General features: G+C 69.9%; 12 protein-coding genes, 2 tRNA genes and 2 pseudogenes. 6 read left to right on the forward strand and 10 right to left on the reverse strand.

What is annotated here, in order from left to right; translation table 11 throughout:
- Window positions 1-133 precede the first annotated feature (133 nt).
- Complete coding sequence (locus tag CWT12_RS08825; protein WP_161924512.1) at window positions 134-1,129, forward strand: aldo/keto reductase; 996 nt, start codon at window positions 134-136, stop codon at window positions 1,127-1,129.
- A gap of 125 nt (window positions 1,130-1,254) precedes the next feature.
- Here CWT12_RS08825 and smpB read toward each other — a convergent pair whose 3' ends face one another.
- From smpB to ftsE, 4 genes and pseudogenes are all read right to left on the reverse strand, one after another.
- Window positions 1,255-1,785 (reverse strand): SsrA-binding protein SmpB, encoded by a 531-nt coding sequence (gene smpB / locus CWT12_RS08830; protein WP_161924513.1) that lies wholly within the window; start codon window positions 1,783-1,785, stop codon window positions 1,255-1,257.
- A gap of 216 nt (window positions 1,786-2,001) precedes the next feature.
- A complete protein-coding gene (locus tag CWT12_RS08835; RefSeq protein ID WP_237564104.1) occupies window positions 2,002-3,288 on the reverse strand; it encodes a peptidoglycan DD-metalloendopeptidase family protein in 1,287 nt (428 codons plus the stop codon).
- A gap of 5 nt (window positions 3,289-3,293) precedes the next feature.
- Window positions 3,294-4,207, reverse strand: a pseudogene (gene ftsX / locus CWT12_RS08840) (permease-like cell division protein FtsX).
- Window positions 4,208-4,285: 78 nt separating this feature from the next.
- Window positions 4,286-4,975 (reverse strand): cell division ATP-binding protein FtsE, encoded by a 690-nt coding sequence (gene ftsE, locus CWT12_RS08845; protein ID WP_161924514.1) that lies wholly within the window; start codon window positions 4,973-4,975, stop codon window positions 4,286-4,288.
- A 149-nt stretch (window positions 4,976-5,124) separates the two neighbouring features.
- Between ftsE and CWT12_RS08850 the strand changes: the two genes are divergently transcribed.
- The gene (locus CWT12_RS08850; RefSeq protein WP_161924515.1) at window positions 5,125-5,670 is read left to right on the forward strand and encodes a TY-Chap domain-containing protein; all 546 of its coding nucleotides are present in this window, start codon (window positions 5,125-5,127) and stop codon (window positions 5,668-5,670) included.
- Between the two features lie 102 nt (window positions 5,671-5,772).
- Here CWT12_RS08850 and ssb read toward each other — a convergent pair whose 3' ends face one another.
- The 4 genes and pseudogenes from ssb to CWT12_RS08870 all read right to left on the reverse strand — a co-directional run bounded on the left by ssb (window position 5,773) and on the right by CWT12_RS08870 (window position 12,635).
- Window positions 5,773-6,408 carry a single-stranded DNA-binding protein gene (ssb, locus tag CWT12_RS14380; RefSeq protein WP_161924516.1) on the reverse strand — a complete coding sequence of 212 codons (636 nt, stop codon included), beginning with the start codon at window positions 6,406-6,408 and terminating at the stop codon, window positions 5,773-5,775.
- Between the two features lie 310 nt (window positions 6,409-6,718).
- Window positions 6,719-8,196: pseudogene (locus CWT12_RS08860) on the reverse strand (GTPase).
- A 2-nt stretch (window positions 8,197-8,198) separates the two neighbouring features.
- The gene (locus CWT12_RS08865) at window positions 8,199-9,794 is read right to left on the reverse strand and encodes a GTPase domain-containing protein (RefSeq protein ID WP_161924517.1); all 1,596 of its coding nucleotides are present in this window, start codon (window positions 9,792-9,794) and stop codon (window positions 8,199-8,201) included.
- A gap of 90 nt (window positions 9,795-9,884) precedes the next feature.
- The gene (locus CWT12_RS08870) at window positions 9,885-12,635 is read right to left on the reverse strand and encodes an ATP-binding cassette domain-containing protein (RefSeq protein ID WP_161924518.1); all 2,751 of its coding nucleotides are present in this window, start codon (window positions 12,633-12,635) and stop codon (window positions 9,885-9,887) included.
- Window positions 12,636-12,774: 139 nt separating this feature from the next.
- Here CWT12_RS08870 and CWT12_RS08875 point away from each other — a divergent pair.
- Window positions 12,775-12,850 (forward strand) — tRNA-Arg (locus tag CWT12_RS08875).
- Between the two features lie 290 nt (window positions 12,851-13,140).
- Here CWT12_RS08875 and CWT12_RS08880 read toward each other — a convergent pair.
- Window positions 13,141-13,422 carry a hypothetical protein gene (locus CWT12_RS08880; RefSeq protein ID WP_161924519.1) on the reverse strand — a complete coding sequence of 94 codons (282 nt, stop codon included), beginning with the start codon at window positions 13,420-13,422 and terminating at the stop codon, window positions 13,141-13,143.
- A 72-nt stretch (window positions 13,423-13,494) separates the two neighbouring features.
- Here CWT12_RS08880 and orn point away from each other — a divergent pair, with 72 nt between their 5' ends.
- Both orn and CWT12_RS08890 read left to right on the forward strand, forming a co-directional pair.
- Window positions 13,495-14,115, forward strand: coding sequence for an oligoribonuclease (orn, locus tag CWT12_RS08885; RefSeq protein WP_161925400.1), 621 nt, complete (start codon window positions 13,495-13,497; stop codon window positions 14,113-14,115).
- Between the two features lie 214 nt (window positions 14,116-14,329).
- Window positions 14,330-14,405: transfer RNA gene (locus CWT12_RS08890), tRNA-His, on the forward strand.
- A gap of 312 nt (window positions 14,406-14,717) precedes the next feature.
- On the opposite strand, the gene CWT12_RS08895 is transcribed toward CWT12_RS08890, so the two are convergent.
- Entirely contained in the window at window positions 14,718-16,484 is a 1,767-nt protein-coding gene (locus tag CWT12_RS08895; RefSeq protein WP_161924520.1) for an alpha-isopropylmalate synthase regulatory domain-containing protein, read from the reverse strand.
- Window positions 16,485-16,671: 187 nt separating this feature from the next.
- Between CWT12_RS08895 and CWT12_RS08900 the strand changes: the two genes are divergently transcribed.
- Complete coding sequence (locus CWT12_RS08900) at window positions 16,672-17,436, forward strand: DUF6270 domain-containing protein (RefSeq protein WP_161924521.1); 765 nt, start codon at window positions 16,672-16,674, stop codon at window positions 17,434-17,436.
- Window positions 17,437-17,637: the final 201 nt, after the last annotated feature.

Below are 17,637 nucleotides of genomic sequence, written 5' to 3' on the forward strand. Positions count from 1 at the left end.
AAACCTCAGCAACTCAAGGATACCAGCGCCCGCCGCAGCGGCTACGAGACCTTCACCACTACTTTTTGTTTCGCCGAGTCACTAGGACCGCTAGGCTGGCGGCACCAGCCCACCACCGCAGGAGGCAAGCACCATGGAGACCCGCCCACTCCCCGCTCTGAACCGCGACATCTCCGCCGTCGGCATCGGCACCTGGCAGCTCGGCACCGACTGGGGCGAGGTCACCGCCGAGGACGCCACCGCCACCCTGCAGGCGGCACTCGACGCAGGCGTCACCTTCATCGACACCGCCGACGTCTACGGCGACGGGCGCTCCGAGCAGTTCGTCGGCGCATTCACCGCCGCCCACCCCGAGGCCGGACTCACCGTAGCCACCAAGATGGGGCGGCGCGTGGAGCAGCTCCCCGAGAACTACACGCGCGACGCCTTCCTGGCCTGGAACGACCGCTCCCGGCAGAACCTGGGCGTGGACACCCTGGACCTGGTGCAGTTGCACTGCCCGCCCAGTGAGGTGATCTCCGCCGAGCACACCTGGGACTGGCTAGAGGAGATGGTGGGGGCGGGCCGCATCCGCGCCTACGGGGTCAGTGTGGAGACCTGCGCCCAGGCCCTGGAGGCCATGCGCCGCCCCGGCTGCGCCAGCGTGCAGATCATCCTCAACGTCTTCCGCCGCAAGCCGCTGGAGCAGGTGCTGCCGACGGCGCAGGCCACCAGCACCGCAATCATCGCCCGCGTGCCGCTGGCCTCCGGGCTGCTATCCGGCCGGTACCGCGAGGACACCACCTTCCCTGCCTCCGACCACCGCAACTACAACCGCGACGGCTCCGCCTTCGACATCGGCGAGACCTTCTCCGGGGTGCCCTTCGACGTCGGCGTCAAGGCCGCCCAGGAATTCACCTCCCTGTGCCGCGAGCTCGGCCCGGCCGGCGCCACGCCCGCCCAGGTGGCACTGCGCTGGATCCTGGACCAGCCGGGCGTGACCACGGTGATCCCCGGCGCGCGCAGCGCCGAGCAGGCCCGCGCCAACGCCGCGGCCGCCGCGCTGGAACCGCTGAGCGACCAGCTGCACGCCGCCCTGGCGGACCTGTACGACCGGCGCATCCGCACCCACGTGCACGACCGCTGGTAGGGCGAGCCGCCCCGCTGGTCGTCGCAGCCCGCCCGTCGTCCGGGCTTGGCGGTCCGGACGACGGCGCTCGCTCGTCGGCGGGCGCCGTCACGCCCCTCAAAGGGAGGCTTACCGGGACACCCGTGTCAGCCGCGACGCCGGTTGGCGGAAGCCATGGCGCGCGCCGCCTCGCGCTTGTCCTGCGCCTCCCGCAGGGCCTGGCGCTTGTCCCAGTCCTGCTTACCGCGAGCCAGGGCGAGCTCCAGCTTGACGCGACCATCGATGAAGTAAAGCTCCAGCGGCACGATAGTGTAGCCCTTGGCCTGCACCCGCTGGGCCAGCTTGTCCAGCTCGGAGCGGTGCAGCAGCAGCTTGCGCTTGCGACGCGGGGAGTGGTTGTTCCAAGTGCCCTGCAGGTACTCGGGGATGTGGGCGCCCTGCAGCCAGGCCTCGCCGTTGCGGTCGATCTCGATCCACGCCTCGGTCAGGGAGGCCCGCCCCATGCGCAGGGCCTTCACCTCGGTGCCGGTCAGGGCGAGGCCGGCCTCGTAGCGGTCCTCGATGAAGTAGTCGTGCGTCGCCCTGCGATTGCGGGCGATGGTCTTGTGCGCGGCGGCTGCCGCCTTGGCGCGCTCGGCCGGGGTGAGCTTCTTGGTCCCCTCGGTCTTCTTGGCCACCGGAGTCTCCTTCCCTCGTCCCGGTCCGTCACACTACGGCGCCGAATCCTACTGCCGACCGCTCCGGTCGCCAAGACGCCCAGCCACAGGCCCGAGCGCCGCGCCCTGAGCGGTCAGCGCATCCCCGCGCCGCCGCAGCTGACGCCCAAGGCGGCGCCGGGTCCAACCCTCAGAACCCTGGCAGGGTCATGGGGTCGATCTCCGTACCGTTGATAATCACCTCGAAGTGGACGTGGGGCCCCGTGGCTCCCCGGTCATGCCCGTGAGACCGATCGTCTGCCCCCGGGTGACGGTGGCGCCATTGGGCACAGAGATCGCAGACAGGTGGCAGTAGGCCAGCACCACGGACTGCCCGTTGATCACGCCTCCGTTGATGAAGACGCCATTACCGCACGAGCTGTTGATGTTGTGGGTGACGGTTCCGGCCACGCCCGCATACTGGGGGGTGCCGGATGAGGCCACGAGGTCGACTCCGGCGTGCAGCCTCCTCTGCCCCGTGATGGGGTGGACGCGGTAGCCGAAGGGCGAGGCAACAATGAGGGGCCCGGCGATGGGGTGCCCGATGGCGCCGCTGCCCAGTGAGGACGAGGCCCCCGAGCCCGACGCCGATCCGGTATAGCCGGCGGAAGACCTGTTGGCCGCGTCCAGCTCCGCGATCTTGGCGGCGGCGGCCTGCTCATCGGCTGCCGCCTGCGCCTGCTGCTTCTCCAGGCCGGCCTTCTGCGTCTCCAGATTAGACGCAGCCGTCTCCTTCTCGGCCTTCAGCGCGGCCACCTGGTCACGCTTGGTCTTGGCGGTGTCCTTGGCGGTCTGCGCGGCTGCCTTGGCGGCATCAGCCTCAGTCTTCAGCGTAGCGACGCGCTCGGTAGTCGCGTTCTGGCGGGCCTGGCGGTTAGCGGCCTGCGCGCGCTCCTCCTCGGCGGCGGACAGGACGGACTCCTGCACGCCGGTGGCAATTTCCATGGTGGAGGCACGGTCGGTGAGCTCGTCGACAGAGTCGGAAGCGAGCACGTAGGTCCAGGAGGTTACGGCGCTGTCACCCTGATAGGTGGCTACCACCAGGTCGGCTACCGATGTGGTGTTCTCGTCGACAGCCGTCTGCGTCTGCTCCGCCTGTTCGCGCAGGGTCGCCAGCTCGGACTCGGCCACGGCCAGGCGGTCCGCGGCGGTCTGCTGCTCGCGTTCCTTCTGCGCCAGCACGATTTCAGCGTTATCGAGCTCGGTCTGTGCGGTGCTTAGGGACGCCTGGGCGTTCTGCAGCTCGATGTAGGCCTGCCCCAGCTCCGCGGACACGCCCTCCAGGGATGCGGCCAGCTCGGCCTGCTTGCGCTGCGCGGCGGCCTGGTCGTCGACGGCGTCCTGGCGCTCGTCGGCCTGCGCGCCGACGTATGCGGGTGCAGCGGCCAGGACCAGGGCGACGGCGCCTGCGACGGCGCGGCGGGCCCGCCGCCCGAGACGACGGCGGGCGCGGCGCGCTTGAAGGGACGAGCGGACTGAGAACATGGCAATCAGACCCTTGTGTACTTGGACAGTGAGAAGGCGGATGAGGCCAGGGCCAGGAGGACGGCGGCCAGCAGCAGCCAGGGGGCCAGGCGTACCACGTCGCCGGTGCCGATAAAGGCGGTGAATTTAAGCGAGGTTGCCAACCAGTCCGTGACGATGTAGCGGGCCCCGCCCACAGCGCGGCCACCGCGCCGATCGCACCGATCAGTGCGGCAATGGCGCCCTCAAGCATGAAGGGCAGCTGGATGAACAGGTTCGAGGCGCCGACTAGCCGCATAATGCCGGTCTCCTTGGAGCGGCTCATGGCGGACAGTCGAATGGTGGTGGATATCAGCAGTACCGCCGTCAGCGCCAGAATCGCCGCCAGCCCGCCGGTGATCCAGGAGACTCGATTCATCAGCACGAATAGGGGGTCTAGGGTCTCGCTCTGGTCGATGACACGCTCGACCCCGGCGCGTCCGGTGAACTGCTCGGCGACCACCCGGTACTTCTCCGGTTCCACTAGTTTGATCCGGAAGGACACCGGCATCATGTCCTCGGTGGCGTTGCGGCCGATGCGAGACTCCCCGTAGGCCTCCATGAACCGCTCGTATGCGTCCGCCTTCGACTCGATCGAGTAGGCCTCGATGTAGGGGGCGAGCGTGTCCGATTTGATCAGTTCCTCAACGGCGTCGATCTGCTCCTGCGTGGCCTCGCCGTCGGCGCATGCCGCCGCATTCGAGGACGGCGGGCACATATAGACGCTGACCTCAACCTTGTCATACCAGTCGCCCTTCATCACGGAGATCTGGTTCTGCAGCAGCACCGAGGCCCCGACGAACAGCAATGACACAAAGGACACCAGGATCACCGAGACGGTCATCACCAGGTTGCGGCTGAGCCCCTTGAAGGTCTCGGAGACGATGAAACGGAATCGCATGCGTTTACCTCAGTACCTCATTCACGGGTTTTACGGGATTCGCAGCCCTCGCAGCGCTCACTGCCGGCGGGGTCGACCTCAACGGTCTGACCCATACACGCCGCGAGCCTGGTCGCGCACCACCTCGCCCGCCTTGAGCTCGATGACGCGCTTGCGCATCTGGTCGACGATCTCGTCGTCGTGGGTGGCCATGACCACGGTGGTGCCCTGGCGGTTGATGCGGTCCAGCAGACGCATAATGCCAACGGAGGTAGACGGGTCAAGGTTTCCGGTGGGCTCATCGGCCATAAGCAGTTTGGGCCGGTTGACCATCGCGCGCGCAATGGCCACGCGCTGCTGCTCACCGCCGGACAGCTCATGCGGCAGCCGCTTGTCCTTCCCGGACAGCCCCACCAGCTCAAGCGCCTCGGGCACGGCAGAGAGAATGTAGTGGCGGGGCTTGCCGATCACCTGCGAGGCGATGGCGACGTTCTCAAACACGGTCTTGTTCTCCAGCAGGCGAAAGTCCTGGAAGACGAATCCCATCTCCTGGCGCAGCTTGGGGACCTTCCAGCTGGAGATCTGTGACAGATCGCGTCCGAGCACGTGAATACGCCCGGAGGTGGGCCGCTCCTCACGCAGAGTCAACCGTAGGAAGGTGGACTTGCCGGAGCCCGATGCGCCCACCAAGAACACGAACTCCTCGCGCTCGATCTCTATGGTTACGTCGTCGAGCGCGGGCCGGGCGCCGCGCTTGTATACCTTGGAGACGTTGTCGAATCGGATCATGGGGAAGCTGCTTCCTGCTCGTGGCCGACGCAGGCACGCCGGGACTGCAAGCCACGGTAACCAGTGGGCCTTGAAATCCCGGTGGTGACACGCCAGGACACGCCGACTCGTGGTGTGGCGACGCCCGCTTGGCGGCTACCGTTCCAGGTATGTCTACAACGGGTCCCACCGGCGCAGGTCTCCCCGCGCACCCCACGCACACGTTCGCCCGACCAGCTGACGAACTGGCCAGCAGCTTGGACGTCGGCTCCTGGGACCGCCTCATCCCGTCGCTCGCCCACGTGCTGCTTCAGTGTGGCATTGCCGGCGTGGTCGTCGTGGAGCTCACCGTCAGCGCGCCGATTGTCAGTGCGCAGACTGCCGCGCGTATTCCCGCCGACTCCCGCTTCCTGCGTGCCCTGCGCGTCCGCCGTCGGCCGGCGCCCTCACCGGAGCCGCCCCGCCTTAAGGCCTTCGGGACGTCTGGCGAGGTTTCCCTGGGGGTGACGCTGCTCGACCAGCATGGGCGCGCCGTGCTGACTGAGGCCGCCCTGGAGGCGCTCGTAGCCCTGGGCTGGGAGCAGGAGCCCGAGTTCTTGGGTTATCGCTTGCCGGCCTCAAAGGCGCAAGAGGCGACGGCGATGGCGGCACGAGTGCTGATCGAGGTGTTCGGCGTCGCCCATCCAGCGGATCTTGACGTTCACGTCATCGCATAGCCTGCTGCCTCCTACGCACGCATACCTGCCCACCGGCAAGCGTCACCGGCGCCAGGTGGGCGGGCACTACGCCGCCCCGCGCCGGCCGCTCCCCCGCCGGCGTCACTCCTGCTCGTCCGCGAGCACGTAGTCGAGCGCATTCGGCTCGGATGCAGGCGTCATGACTGGGGGCGCCGCCTGCCCCGGCGCCACCGGATCAGCGACCGGAGCCGGAGCAGGCTCGGGAAGCCCGGCCGACGGCGCCGGTGTGGGGGCCGGCAGCCCGGCAGTGTCCGGGCTGGGTGCGGACCCGGCGGACTGCGCCGAGCCGGCGGAGCCGGAGGAAGTGGTGGTTGACGCCTCCGAGGTGGCCGCATCGCCGTCGTCTTCGGTATCGCTGCGGTGCACGATCCGCATGAAGCGCGACTCCCCGCGCGTCAGGTCGTGTCCGCCGCAAGAAACGGTCAGCACGTTGGTGGAGAACTCCTCCGATCCCTTGGACCAGCTCTCCTGGGTGAACCGCCCCACCAGCACCACCGGGTCGCCCTTGTGCAGGGAACGCCCGAGGTTCTCAGCAAGCGCTCCCCACGCCTTGGCGGTGAACCAGATGGTCTGGCCGTCCCGCCAACCCTGGGCGGTTCGGAACGACGGCGAGGTGGCCAGGCGGAAGTAGCAGTAGGCGCGCCCTCCGGAGGTTCGGGTCACGGCCGGGTTGGTGCCGAGGACGCCTTGGACAACGAGATCTAGTTGACGGCTCATGGGATGCTCCTTTGCGGTGACTTGCCGTGGCTCAGGCTGGGACCGGCGTGCCGCCGACTGTTTCCAACAGTGCCGTGCACCAGGTCCGGGCCGCCACCGACCTGTTTATGCGGGGGCAGTACCCCCTGCACGAACCTCACCTGTGGACACCGGTGCTCCGGTCCGGCCGCATCCCTCTGCTGCCTGCACAACTGGTTCCAAGGACCGGCAGGCGCGCGCAGGGCGAGCCCGGGCCACGCCCCCGTAACCAGTCCGCCTGCGTGCCGGGAGCCTCCAAAGGCTTTCGTGTGGAAGAAAAGTCCGTACGGCGCTACCGCGGCAGTTCCAGGGCCTGGCGAAGCATCCGATGACGCACCAGCACGCCGTCGGCGGGGCGAGTGAGACCGCGGGATACCACGGACACCAGGCGGGCACGCACGGCCCGCGCATACTCCTCAGCCTCCCGGCGGGCACGGGAGCGGCGCGCCAGCAGCGCGCCAACCGCAGCCACCAACCCGATACCCGCAACGGCCAGCGGTGCCAGCAGGCCGGGCACGAAGGCCTGTCCATGCACCAGGGAGACCACTGCCCACACCACCCGATGAGTGCGGCGAGCGCCCCACCCCACCAGGCCAGCTCAATGACGGGCGTGCGGTGACGCGGCAACTGCACGCTGCCGACCGCCTCGGCAGTCTGAGCCGCCAAGGTCTCGGGGGTGGCGACGGCGTTCTCCACGCTGCGCAACCAGGCACCGGGCAGCCCTTCGGTGGTGCGGCGCAGCCAAGTGGTCTGGACGGAGGCTACGGCGTCCCTAGCGGGCGGAGCCGGACGGGCCAGGGCGCGCGGGAAGGTGCGGGCCAGGCCGGTGCGCACGGAGTCCGCCACCGCCTGGGCACCGCACGCGTGCACGAGTGTGGTCACGGCGGCGTCGGCGAGCTCCGGCTGGGTGGCCACGGCCCTGGCGGCGACCGCCGGACGCAGTCGCATGGCAATGGCATCCAGCTGCGCGGACGCGGTCCGGGCGGCATTGGACTCCCGTGAGACCCGCTCCAGGAACAACTCGTGCACGGCCGCGAGGTTGTCGCCCCGCACCGCGGATACCGGGAGCACCTGCACGTCATGCAGGCCGTCGGCCGCCAGCAGCGCGCGCACGTCCTCCAGCAGCGCCTCAGTGCCGCCCGCGGGCAGGGTGTCTACCTGGTTCACCAGGACCAGCATGTCCTCCTGCCTCGCGCCCAGCCCCCGCAGGTAGCCCTCGTGCAGGACGGCGTCGGCGTATTTCTGCGGGTCAACCACCCACACCAGGATGTCCGCCAGCGGCACCAGCCGGTCCACCTGGAGGGCGTGCTCGGTGCTGACCGAGTCGTAGTCGGGCACGTCCAGCAGCACTAGTCCCGCGAAGGCGTCCTGGTCGGCGGCGTCTAGGAGGGACTCGCGGCGGATGCGCCGGTCATCGGCAACCTCAAGGAAGTCCAGCAGGGCCTCGGCATCGTCCCCCCAGGTACAGGCCGTGGCGCGGGCAGTGGTGGGGCGGCGCGCGCCGACATCGGCGAACTGCAGGCTGGTCAGCGCGTTGAACAGTGAGGACTTACCGGAGCCGGTGCCGCCGAACAGCGCCACCACCGTGTGATCCACGCCCAGGGCCAGCCGCTCGGCCACCTCGTCCAGGTGCTCCCGGGCAGGAATCGACAACGACGCGGGGATCTCCGTCGGGCACTCGTCCAGCGCGCCGCGCAGACGATCCAGGCGCGCCTCCAGGTGGGCGGCATCAAGCACTTGGCCCCCTGCAGGGGCGGCATTCTGGTTCATGGTCATGCGGTGGCTCCGGGACGGGTAAACGGTGTCAGTTCGCCGGCGCGTAGCCGCAGGGCCGCGGCCAGTGCCGGGTCTGGGGCGAGGCCGCGGGCCGCACCGGCCGGCACAACCGCGCTGAGCACGCCTGTCAGCGCCTGGGCCAGGGCCTGCCTGGCCTCGCTGATGGCCGGCCCCAGCCCCAGTCGCTCGGCGGCGGCGCGCGAGCCCTCGATGCCGGCGGCGGCGGATACCACCAGATCACCGGCCCCCTGCGGCGTCAGCCCCTTGGGCACAGTCGCCAGGTGCTCCTGCTGCGCCGTGGCCCAGGCGCCGACTACTGCGGCCGCGTCGGGCACGTCAGGCAGCAGCTCCCGGCTGCGCGAGCCGGCGCCGGCGGCCTCCCAGGTGCGGGAGGCGTCATCATGCACGGAGACGAGAGCTGCTTCCAGCCGGGCCGCGACCGACTCACGGGCGTCCTGGGCGAGCGTGGCCAGGGCGGCAGCGCGCGCCCTGCCCGTGCGGCCGAACCAGCCAGAGCGCAGCTTGCCGCCCTGAGCCAGCGGGGCCAGCGGCCCACCGGTTGAGGCGAGGGTGACCCAGCGGGTGGTGGGGGCACCCTGCCCACAGGTGCCGCGCTCGACGTCGTCGCGCAGATCTGCGGCGGGGGCCTCCAGCAGCTTCTGGGAGGCCGTCTCCAGGCGAGTGGCGGCGTCATCCTGGGCGTCGACGCCGTCGGCGAGGGTGATCAGGTCGGCACGCAGGCCGGTCCACAGGCCGCGGCCAGTGCGGCGCACGAGCCCAGCGGCCCGGTGGCGCCCGGCCAGCAGGCCCAGCCAGTCGCGCAGCTCAGCGATCGAGGCCTCCGGCAACAGGCCCTCGTGGGGGCCGGCGTCGGGAACCACGAAGAACGGGGACTCGGCCAGGCCGAGCGCGTCCAGGCGCTCGACCAGGTCGCGGCGCACCTCCGACAGGACGGTTGTCGGCACGCGGTTCAGGACGACGCCGATCGGGGTCTCCCGGCCGGCCGCTTCCTCCAGGGACGCCCAGGGCGTGTGGTCGCCGTAGCGGGCGGCAGTGGTGATGAACAGCCACAGGTCGGCGGCCTCCAGCAGCCGGGAGGCGAGGACCCGGTTGCTCTCCTGCACGGAGTCCAGGTCGGAGGCGTCCACCAGAGCCAGTCCGGCCGGGACGGCGGCAGAGGTTACGGTCCGGCACACCCCGGCGATCGGGTGCTCTGCCAGCGCGGCGCTGTCCTCGGGATTGACCACGAGTACCGGCGTGCGGGTAGTGGGGCGCAGCACCCCGGCGTCGGACACCTCCCGGCCGAGCACGGAGTTGACCAGGGTGGACTTGCCCGCACCCGTGGACCCGCCGACGACGACGATCGCCGGAATGTCCGCGTCGGCGAGCCGGGGCAGTACGTGGTCCCGGATCTGGGCAATGAGGCTGGAGCGCAGGCGCCTGGCGTCCTCCACACCGGTGGCGCTGAGGCTGAGGTCAAGGTTCTCCAGGTCCCCCACGGTGTCGGTGAGGACGTCTATTAGCTGTGCGCGGCTGAGCGCAGAGACGGGGACGTCTTCTCCGGCGGGCAGCGGGGAAGCAGTTGAGGCCATGATCCAACCTTAGGCGGAAGGCGCGGCGCAGCCGGTATCGACCCGCCCTGCGCCCCGCAGGAACGACGCCGCCGCCGGGCGGGCGCGGGGTCAGCGGCGGTCCCGGCGGGCCAGGCCGATGTAGCAGGCCAGGAAGCAGACCAGGCCGATCGCCGAGAGCAGGCCGAAGTCGGTGGCCCACTGGGACACGCTGTGCTCCCAGATGTCCTCGGCGCGGTTGGGCAGGATCTCATTCATCTGGACCGTGGATGCGGCCATGGCGTAGCCCCAGCGGGCGGGGACGAACCAGGCCAACTGCTCGAACACCGCCCGGCCGGCAATGGGGATGACACCGCCCGCCAGCACCAGCTGCGCCATGATCGTCACCACCAGCACGGGCATAACCTGCTCGGAGGAGGACACGAAGGCGGACACGGCCAGCCCCAGCAGACCGGAGACGAAGGCGATCGCCCAGCAGCACACCGCCAGCTCCAGGCCCGGGGAGCCCAGCAGGACGGCGTCGGTGGGGGCCTTGTTCAGCGCCAGCGCAATCCCGACCATGACCGCGGTCTGCACGGTGACGATCAGCGCCAGCACTAGCGCCTTGGCCACCAGGTACGAACCCGCCCGCAGGCCCACGGCCTTCTCCCGCAGGTAGACATCACGCTCCCCCACCAGCTCCCGGATGGTGGCGGCCATCCCGGAGAAGGCCGCGCCGGTAATGAGGATGACCAGCAGCTCGAGCGCCTGCGTGGAGTAGACGACGCACGGCTGCTCGGACGTCGGCTCGGGCAGGTCGGGGACGGCGAAGCCGTTGGAGCCGGCGATGGCCTTGGTGAGCAGGCCGATGATCACCGGCAGGACCAGCATGAACAGCAGGTAGGAGGGGTCGGCGGCGATGATGCGCAGGTGGCGGCGCACCAGCGTGGATACCTGCCGCAGGGCGCTTTGCTGCGGGGCCTGCCGCTCATCGGCGCTCGTGGTCGTGCTGAGCCTGCGGCCGTCGCCGCGCCGAGTAGACGGAACCGTCGCCTCCAGGTGGGCGCGCAGCTCTGCGGCGTGGTTACGGATCAGGGCGTAGACGTCGGCGAAACCGTCAATGGACACCGGGTCCGCGAAACCGCCGCGCGGCGGCGTCACCACCAGTCGGCCCGCCTGCCCGAACTCGGCCAGCCGGGTGCGGAAGTAGGCAATCACCTCCCGCGGCGCCCCGAAGTACACGGGAGTACCGCCGGCTGCGAGGATGAGGACCTTGTCCGCACGGTCAATGTGGTTCTCGTTGTGAGTAACCACCACCACGGTGCGCCCGCTGTCACCGGGGCGGGTGCCATGCGCCAAAGACGCCAGCAGCTCCATCACATCCCGGTCCAGCTGCGGGTCCAGGCCGGAGGTGGGCTCGTCAAGGAACAGCAGGGACGGGCGGGTGAGCAGCTCAATAGCGGTTGAAACACGCTTGCGCTGCCCTCCGGAGAGCTTCTTGACCTTCTTGTCCACGTGCTCAGACAGGTCCAGGTCCTCCAGGACCTCGTTGATGCGGGCGCGCCGCTCAGCCTTGGACACGTCCTTGGCAAAACGCAGCTCAGCCGCGTACTCCAGGGTCTGGCGCACGGTAAGCGCGGAGTGGACCACGTCGTTCTGCGGCACCACGCCGATCTTGTTGCGCATCACCGGGTAGTGCTCATACACGTCCAGCCCGTCGAACAGCACCTGCCCCTGCTGCGCCTTCTGCTCCCCGGTCAGGGCCTTGAGCAGCGTGGACTTGCCCGCACCCGAGGGGCCCACCACCGCCAGCAGCTCATTGCCGGGCAGGGCGAAGGAGACGCCGTCGAGCAGGGTCAGCTTGCCGTCGTTGACCGAGAAGGTAAGGTCGCGGCCCACCAGCTCCCCGGCCGCGGTGGCAACCTGGACCTCGCAGGTGCCATCGGGGCTGATAACCACGAAGGTGGACCCCATGCCGAAGGTGGTCGGCTCCGTCACCCGATAGCTCTGCACGCGCTGCTGACCCACGAACACCCCGTTGGTCGAGCGCAAGTCCGTCACCACAATCCCCTGCGGCGTCAGGTCCACCCGCGCGTGGTGGCCCGACACCCGCGGGTCATCCAGGCGCAGGCTGGCGTCCGGGGCACGGCCGATGGTGCCGGAGGAGGTGATGGTCACCTTGGCGATGGTGCGGCGTCGGCCGGCGGGGAACCCGCCGGTTCCTCCGGATGCGGCCGAGCGGGGCGGGCTCGGCGGGCCGGCGATGGTTACCGATGAGGCCGCGGGATCGGTGATGGTCATGGCAGACGAGGCACTGGCCGCTGCCGCGGACGGCGCAGATCCAGCGGAGTTGCCGTAGCCGGTCGGGGCCGCGCCGGCGGATGCCCCATAGTCGGCGGGCGCGGGCGCTTGATGACCGTAGGCGGGCGGGGCCGGCTGCGGCGCGGGCGGGGCAGCCGGGGCGGGCGGAGCAGCCGGGGCGGGGCCGACGTCGGTCCCGGGCCCAGGTGCCGGGCGCGGCCCCTGAGCGGGACTAGCTGACCCTGGCGCGGCGGCAGGGGCGGGGCCGGCTGCCGCCGTCGGCACGAAGTCGATTCCAGGCCCGGAGCTGTTGGCGAGGTACACGCGGGTAGGGCCGACTACCAGCGCACGGCGGGTGTCCTGCCCGGCCACCAGCATCCCGTTAGTCCGCGAGATGCATTCCACCACCCAGCCCTCCGCCGTCGGCGTCACGCGCAGGTGCTCGCCGGAGACCACATTGGAGGTGGAGACGACTACGTCGCAGGTGGGCCGCCTGCCTACGGTAAAAGCGGTCGTGAAGACGCGCGGCTGCTCGTAGGCGGGAGCGTTCGTAAGGCGCACGGCAAGCGCTGTTGGTGGCACTTGGATCCTTCCGAGATCGTGGGGCGATAGTTCACCAGCTTGTCCGGAACGATACCTTCCCCGCCCGGCAGTTGGGCACAGTTTCCGGCGCTCCCCAAGTGGGAACTTCTGCCCACTGTGACGTACGCTGTGCCGGTGAGCCTCCGTAGCTCAATGGATAGAGCATCGGCCTTCTAATCCGCAGGTTCCCGGTTCGAGTCCGGGCGGGGGCACCAGGGAAAACTCCATATCGCGCGGCAAACCGCCCCTCCAGTTTGAGGGCGTGATCGGTGGCGCGGCTCGGCTGGGGGGTGCGGCTGGCGCGCCGCCTGCGCGCATGGCCCCAGTCGGCGGCGTCAACCACGCCCGGGCCTGAGTCCAAGCACTCGCCCGCACTTGGACCGCCTCGCAGCGCTCTTCTGGCCCACTCATACTCATCGGGCGCCCTGGGAAAGGCCGACGACGCAGTCGAGCCGAGGCCACGGTTCACCTCGGGTTCACTGCGGGATCACCGTCCCGCGAGCCACTAGTCGCTGTAGGCCTCCGCCTGAGCGATCGCGTTATTCAACTGGCGTTCCAATTCCTTCAAGCGCCGCAGGTGTACAACCCAACCGCCCACGAGACAGGCGGTCAGGACGAGGACCACCACAAGCAGCGGCACCGTCATGACGCCCGAACGGGACAGCACCACCGTAACGAGGGCCCAGATGACGACCAGCACCTGCCATAGTTTGGCGGCGCCTCGCTCGCGCTCCGCTTGATAGGTCAACTTGTCCAACATCTCCGCAGTAACGGTCTGAGCTGCCATGGCCCACAAGATACATCAGCGCCCGAGCCGCCGTTCGAACCGGGTCTACACTCGGCGACCGTGAGTCGACAGATAACTACCGCAGATCCCCTGGTTTGGATCGACTGCGAGATGACGGGCCTGAACCTTGAGGCGGACGCGCTGATCGAGGTGGCAGTGATCGTCACCGACTACGAGCTCAAGCCGCTGGGCAAGGGCATCGACGTGCTGATCAAGCCCCCGGCGGCCGCCCTGGAGCAGATGGGCGACTACGTGCGCGAGATGCACACGAGTTCCGGCCTGCTGGAGGAGCTGAAGGACGGGCTGACGCTTCAGGAGGCCGGCCGCACAGTCCTGGATTACGTGAAGTCCCTGGTGCCGGAGGCGGGCACCGCGCAGCTGGCCGGTAACTCCGTGGGCACTGACAAGTCCTTCCTGGCCCGCGACATGCCCGAGCTCATCGACTACCTGCACTACCGGATCGTGGACGTCTCCTCCATCAAGGAGGTCGCCAAGCGCTGGTTCCCGCGCACCTTCTTCCACGCCCCGGAGAAGCACGGCGGGCACCGCGCGCTGGCAGACATCCTGGAGTCGATCGACGAGCTGCGCTACTACCGCGAGGTGCTGTTCCCCAAGGGCGAGGGCCCCACGAGCGAGGAGTGCCAGGCGGCCGCAGCACAGGTCCTGGAGCACCCGACGGCGCAGCTGCTCTGACGAGGGCGCCTTCGCCGATGGCCCCTGGAGTCTCCGCCCGGCCGACGGCGTCGTCCGGGCTCGGCCGCCGGGGGCGCGGCGGTTGCACCCGGGCCGGGTCGGCACGCACTCTCGCTCCCCTACCGCGAGGGTGACGCAGTACACGGAGTCCGGATTGGTGCCGGCACGGGCTAGCCGATAAAGTACCGACTCGGTGCGACGCCGTCGCCCGATGGTGGCTGTAGCTCAGTCGGTAGAGCGCCTGGTTGTGGTCCAGGAGGTCGCGGGTTCAAGCCCCGTCAGCCACCCCACGATTTCCCCGGCATTCCAGCGTGTGCCGGGGTTTTTTCGGGCCGTGCCTGGGTCGGCGCATGCGCGCCCCCGCCCGCGCCCGCAACCTGTCAAAATTGATGACAAAGGCGCCCGGCGCAACGCGCAGCGTACCCCAGACCGTTGGAATCATGCGGTTTACGAAGCGCGCCGAACGGGCGCGAATGACGTTTGTAATCGATTCGGACAGTCTGGCCCACCCTGCGGCACGTAAGCCCACCCAGCAGGCCGGGCCGACGTCCCGCAGGCCGACTCCCAACCCACCCCGCGAGCCGACGGATTCCTGCGCCCGCCTACCTGGGCTCTACGCCGCGGCGCAGCAGGCCGACGATGTGCCCGTCGATCAGCGCCTCCCAGGAGGCCTCCACCACGTCCGTGCCCACGCCGACCGTGGACCAGGTCTGCTCCCCGTCGGTGATGTCGATGAGCACGCGCACCACCGACCGGGTGCCGCGCTCGGTATCCAGGATGCGCACCTTGTAGTCGGTCAGCTCGAACTCGGCGGTCTCGGGATAGACCTGCTCCAGCGCCGCGCACAGCGCGTGGTCCAGGGCGTTGACGGGACCGTTGCCCTCCCCCAGTACGGCGTAGCGCCGCCCGCCGGCCCACAGGCGCACGGTGGCCTCGGTCTCGGTGACGGTGTCGCCCTCGGTCGACAGCAGCCGCTGCCCGGGCAGGGGCCGGGCCTGGATGGAGGCGCGCCAGGACTCGATGCGGAAGTACTCGGGAAGATCGCCGCGGGCGGCGCGCAGCAGCAGCTCGAAGGAGCCGTCGGCGGCGTCGTAGGTGTAGCCGACGGCCTCACGCGCCTTGACCGCCTCCGTCACCCGGGTGAGCAGCTCGTGGTCGCCGGATGCGTCGATGCCGAACTCGCGGGCCTTGAGCTCAATGGAGGCGCGCCCGGCCATCTCGGACACGAGCATTGTCATCGTGTTGCCCACGCGCTCCGGGTCGATGTGCTGGTACAGGTTCGGGTCCACCCGGATTGCGGAGGCGTGCAGCCCGGCCTTGTGCGCGAAGGCCCGCGCCCCCACGTAGGGCAGGCGGCTCGACGGCGGCCGGTTGACGATCTCGCCCACGTGCCTGGCGACGGCGGACAGCTCGGCCAGGCGCCGGGCGCGCTCGGCGGCGTCGCCGGGCAGCACCGTGAAGTCGGTCTTCAGCTCCAGGTCGGCGATGAGGGTGAGCAGGTTCGCGTTGCCGGTGCGCTCCCCCAGCCCGTTGACGCATCCCTGCACCTGCCGGGCCCCGGCCCGGACGGCCGCTAGGGCCCCGGCGACGGCGACCCCGGCGTCGTCATGAGTGTGGATGCCGATAGTGCAGTCCCCCTGCCCGGCCTTCTCCAGGGCGTCGCGCAGGCGGGCCACGCGCTCGCCGACGACGTCGGGCAGGGTGCCACCATTGGTGTCGCAGGGAATGACGGTGCCGGCTCCCGCCTGCGCGGCGGCCACGGCAACGGCGAGGGGGTAGGGCAGGTCCAGTCCGCTACCGGCCGGTTCCGTGCCGGCCGCAGCTCCGGCGCCGCCGGCAGCGGCTGGGCCGGCCTCGCCGGAACCGGCCGCCTCGCCGGCGAGGACGGCGGCGTGATCGAGCCCGTCGAAGAAGTGCTCCAGGTCAACCATGACCTCGCGGCCCGCGGCGACCAGCACGGCGACCGTGTCGCGCACCATGCGCAGGTTCTCCGCCAGGCTGGTTCGCAGGGCCCGCTCCACGTGCACCGGATCGGACTTGGCGACGATAGTCACCACGGGTGCGCCGGAGTCCAGCAGGGCACGCACCTGCGGGTCCTCCCCGGCGGCCATGCCCGCCTTGCAGGTAGAGCCGAAGGCGACCAGCCTGGCCGTGCGCAGCTCCAGCTCAGTGCGGGCACGGGCGAAGAACTCGGTGTCCTTGGGGATGGCGCCGGGCCAGCCGGCCTCGATGTAGGCCACGCCCAGCTCATCCAGTAGCCGGGCGACGGCGAGCTTGTCGGCGACGGTGAAGGCGACGGACTGCTGCTGGGCGCCGTCACGCAGGGTGGTGTCGTAGGCGGCGACGGCGCTGGAAGTGCCTGCGGGCATGTGGGGTTCCCTTCCGCGGTGGCTGTTCACCGGAGAGTCTGTCATATTCAGACAGCTTGTCTGCTCCCGCGGCAACCGCTCCCTGAGAGGGTGCTCACCCGGCGGCTCCAACCCGTGGCGTGCGCGTGGCCGATGCCGGTTGCGTCTACGCTTTTCCCACCAGCCCTTTGACCTGCCGGAGGAGCCGATGAGCGACGCCCAGACTGCGCGTACCGTCTCCGTGTTCGGCTCCTGCGTGGGTCGGGACACCGTGGAGGTGATGCGTCGGCAAGGCTGGCGAGTCGGGGCCTATGTGGCACGCCAGTCGTTGCTGTCGGCGGGTTCGCACGTGCCGGAGGGCACCTTGGACCTGAGCGGGTTCAGCTCCGCCTTCGTCAGGCGGGTACACGCCGAGGACCTGGTCGGCGACCGCCACTCCCGCCTGCAGGCTGCGGCGGAGCGCACGGACGTGCTGCTGTGGGACATCGTGGACGAGCGCCTGGGCGTGTTCGAGCTGCCCGGCGGCGAGCTGCTGACCCGCACCACTGAGGGACTCACGGCGGGCCTGTACGACTCGCTGGAGGGAGCGCGCCTGCTGGAGTTCGGATCTGACGAGCACTTCGAGCGCTGGCGGGAGACGCTGCCGGCCTGGCGCGCGGAGCTGGAGGACCTGGGCCTGGCTGACCGCACGCTGCTGCTGCAAACGGCGTGGGCAATTGCGGACGAGGACGGGGAGAGCACGCCGACGTCCTGGGGCGTGGGCGCGGCGGAGGCAAACTGGTTCGCGCAGCGCTACTACGAGGCCGCAGCAGAGGCCACGGGAGTGCGCGTGCTGCGCCTGCCGGACGAGCTGACGCTTGCCGGCACGCACCATGTCTGGGGGCCGGCACCCTTCCACTACCAGGACGCCGCCTACGCGTGGCTGGCCGAGCGCATCAACCGCTTTGCGGAGCAGCTCCCCGCCAGGCACTAGGCGGCGGCGAGCCGGCACTGAGCCGACTCCCAGACCGCCTCACGGGCAGAGTTCCGGGATGAGTTCCGGGCAGAGTTCCGGGCCGACGCCGCGGCACAGGCAGGCATGAGTATGGCAACAAAGGTAACGGTCCGGCAGCTCGGCGGGATACTGGGTAGCCGAAGTGAGACCGCGCGCTATCCTGAGAAACGTCTTTGTCAG

The organism is Actinomyces sp. 432, from assembly GCF_009930875.1.
In the GTDB taxonomy this organism is placed as follows: Bacteria; Actinomycetota; Actinomycetes; order Actinomycetales; family Actinomycetaceae; genus Actinomyces.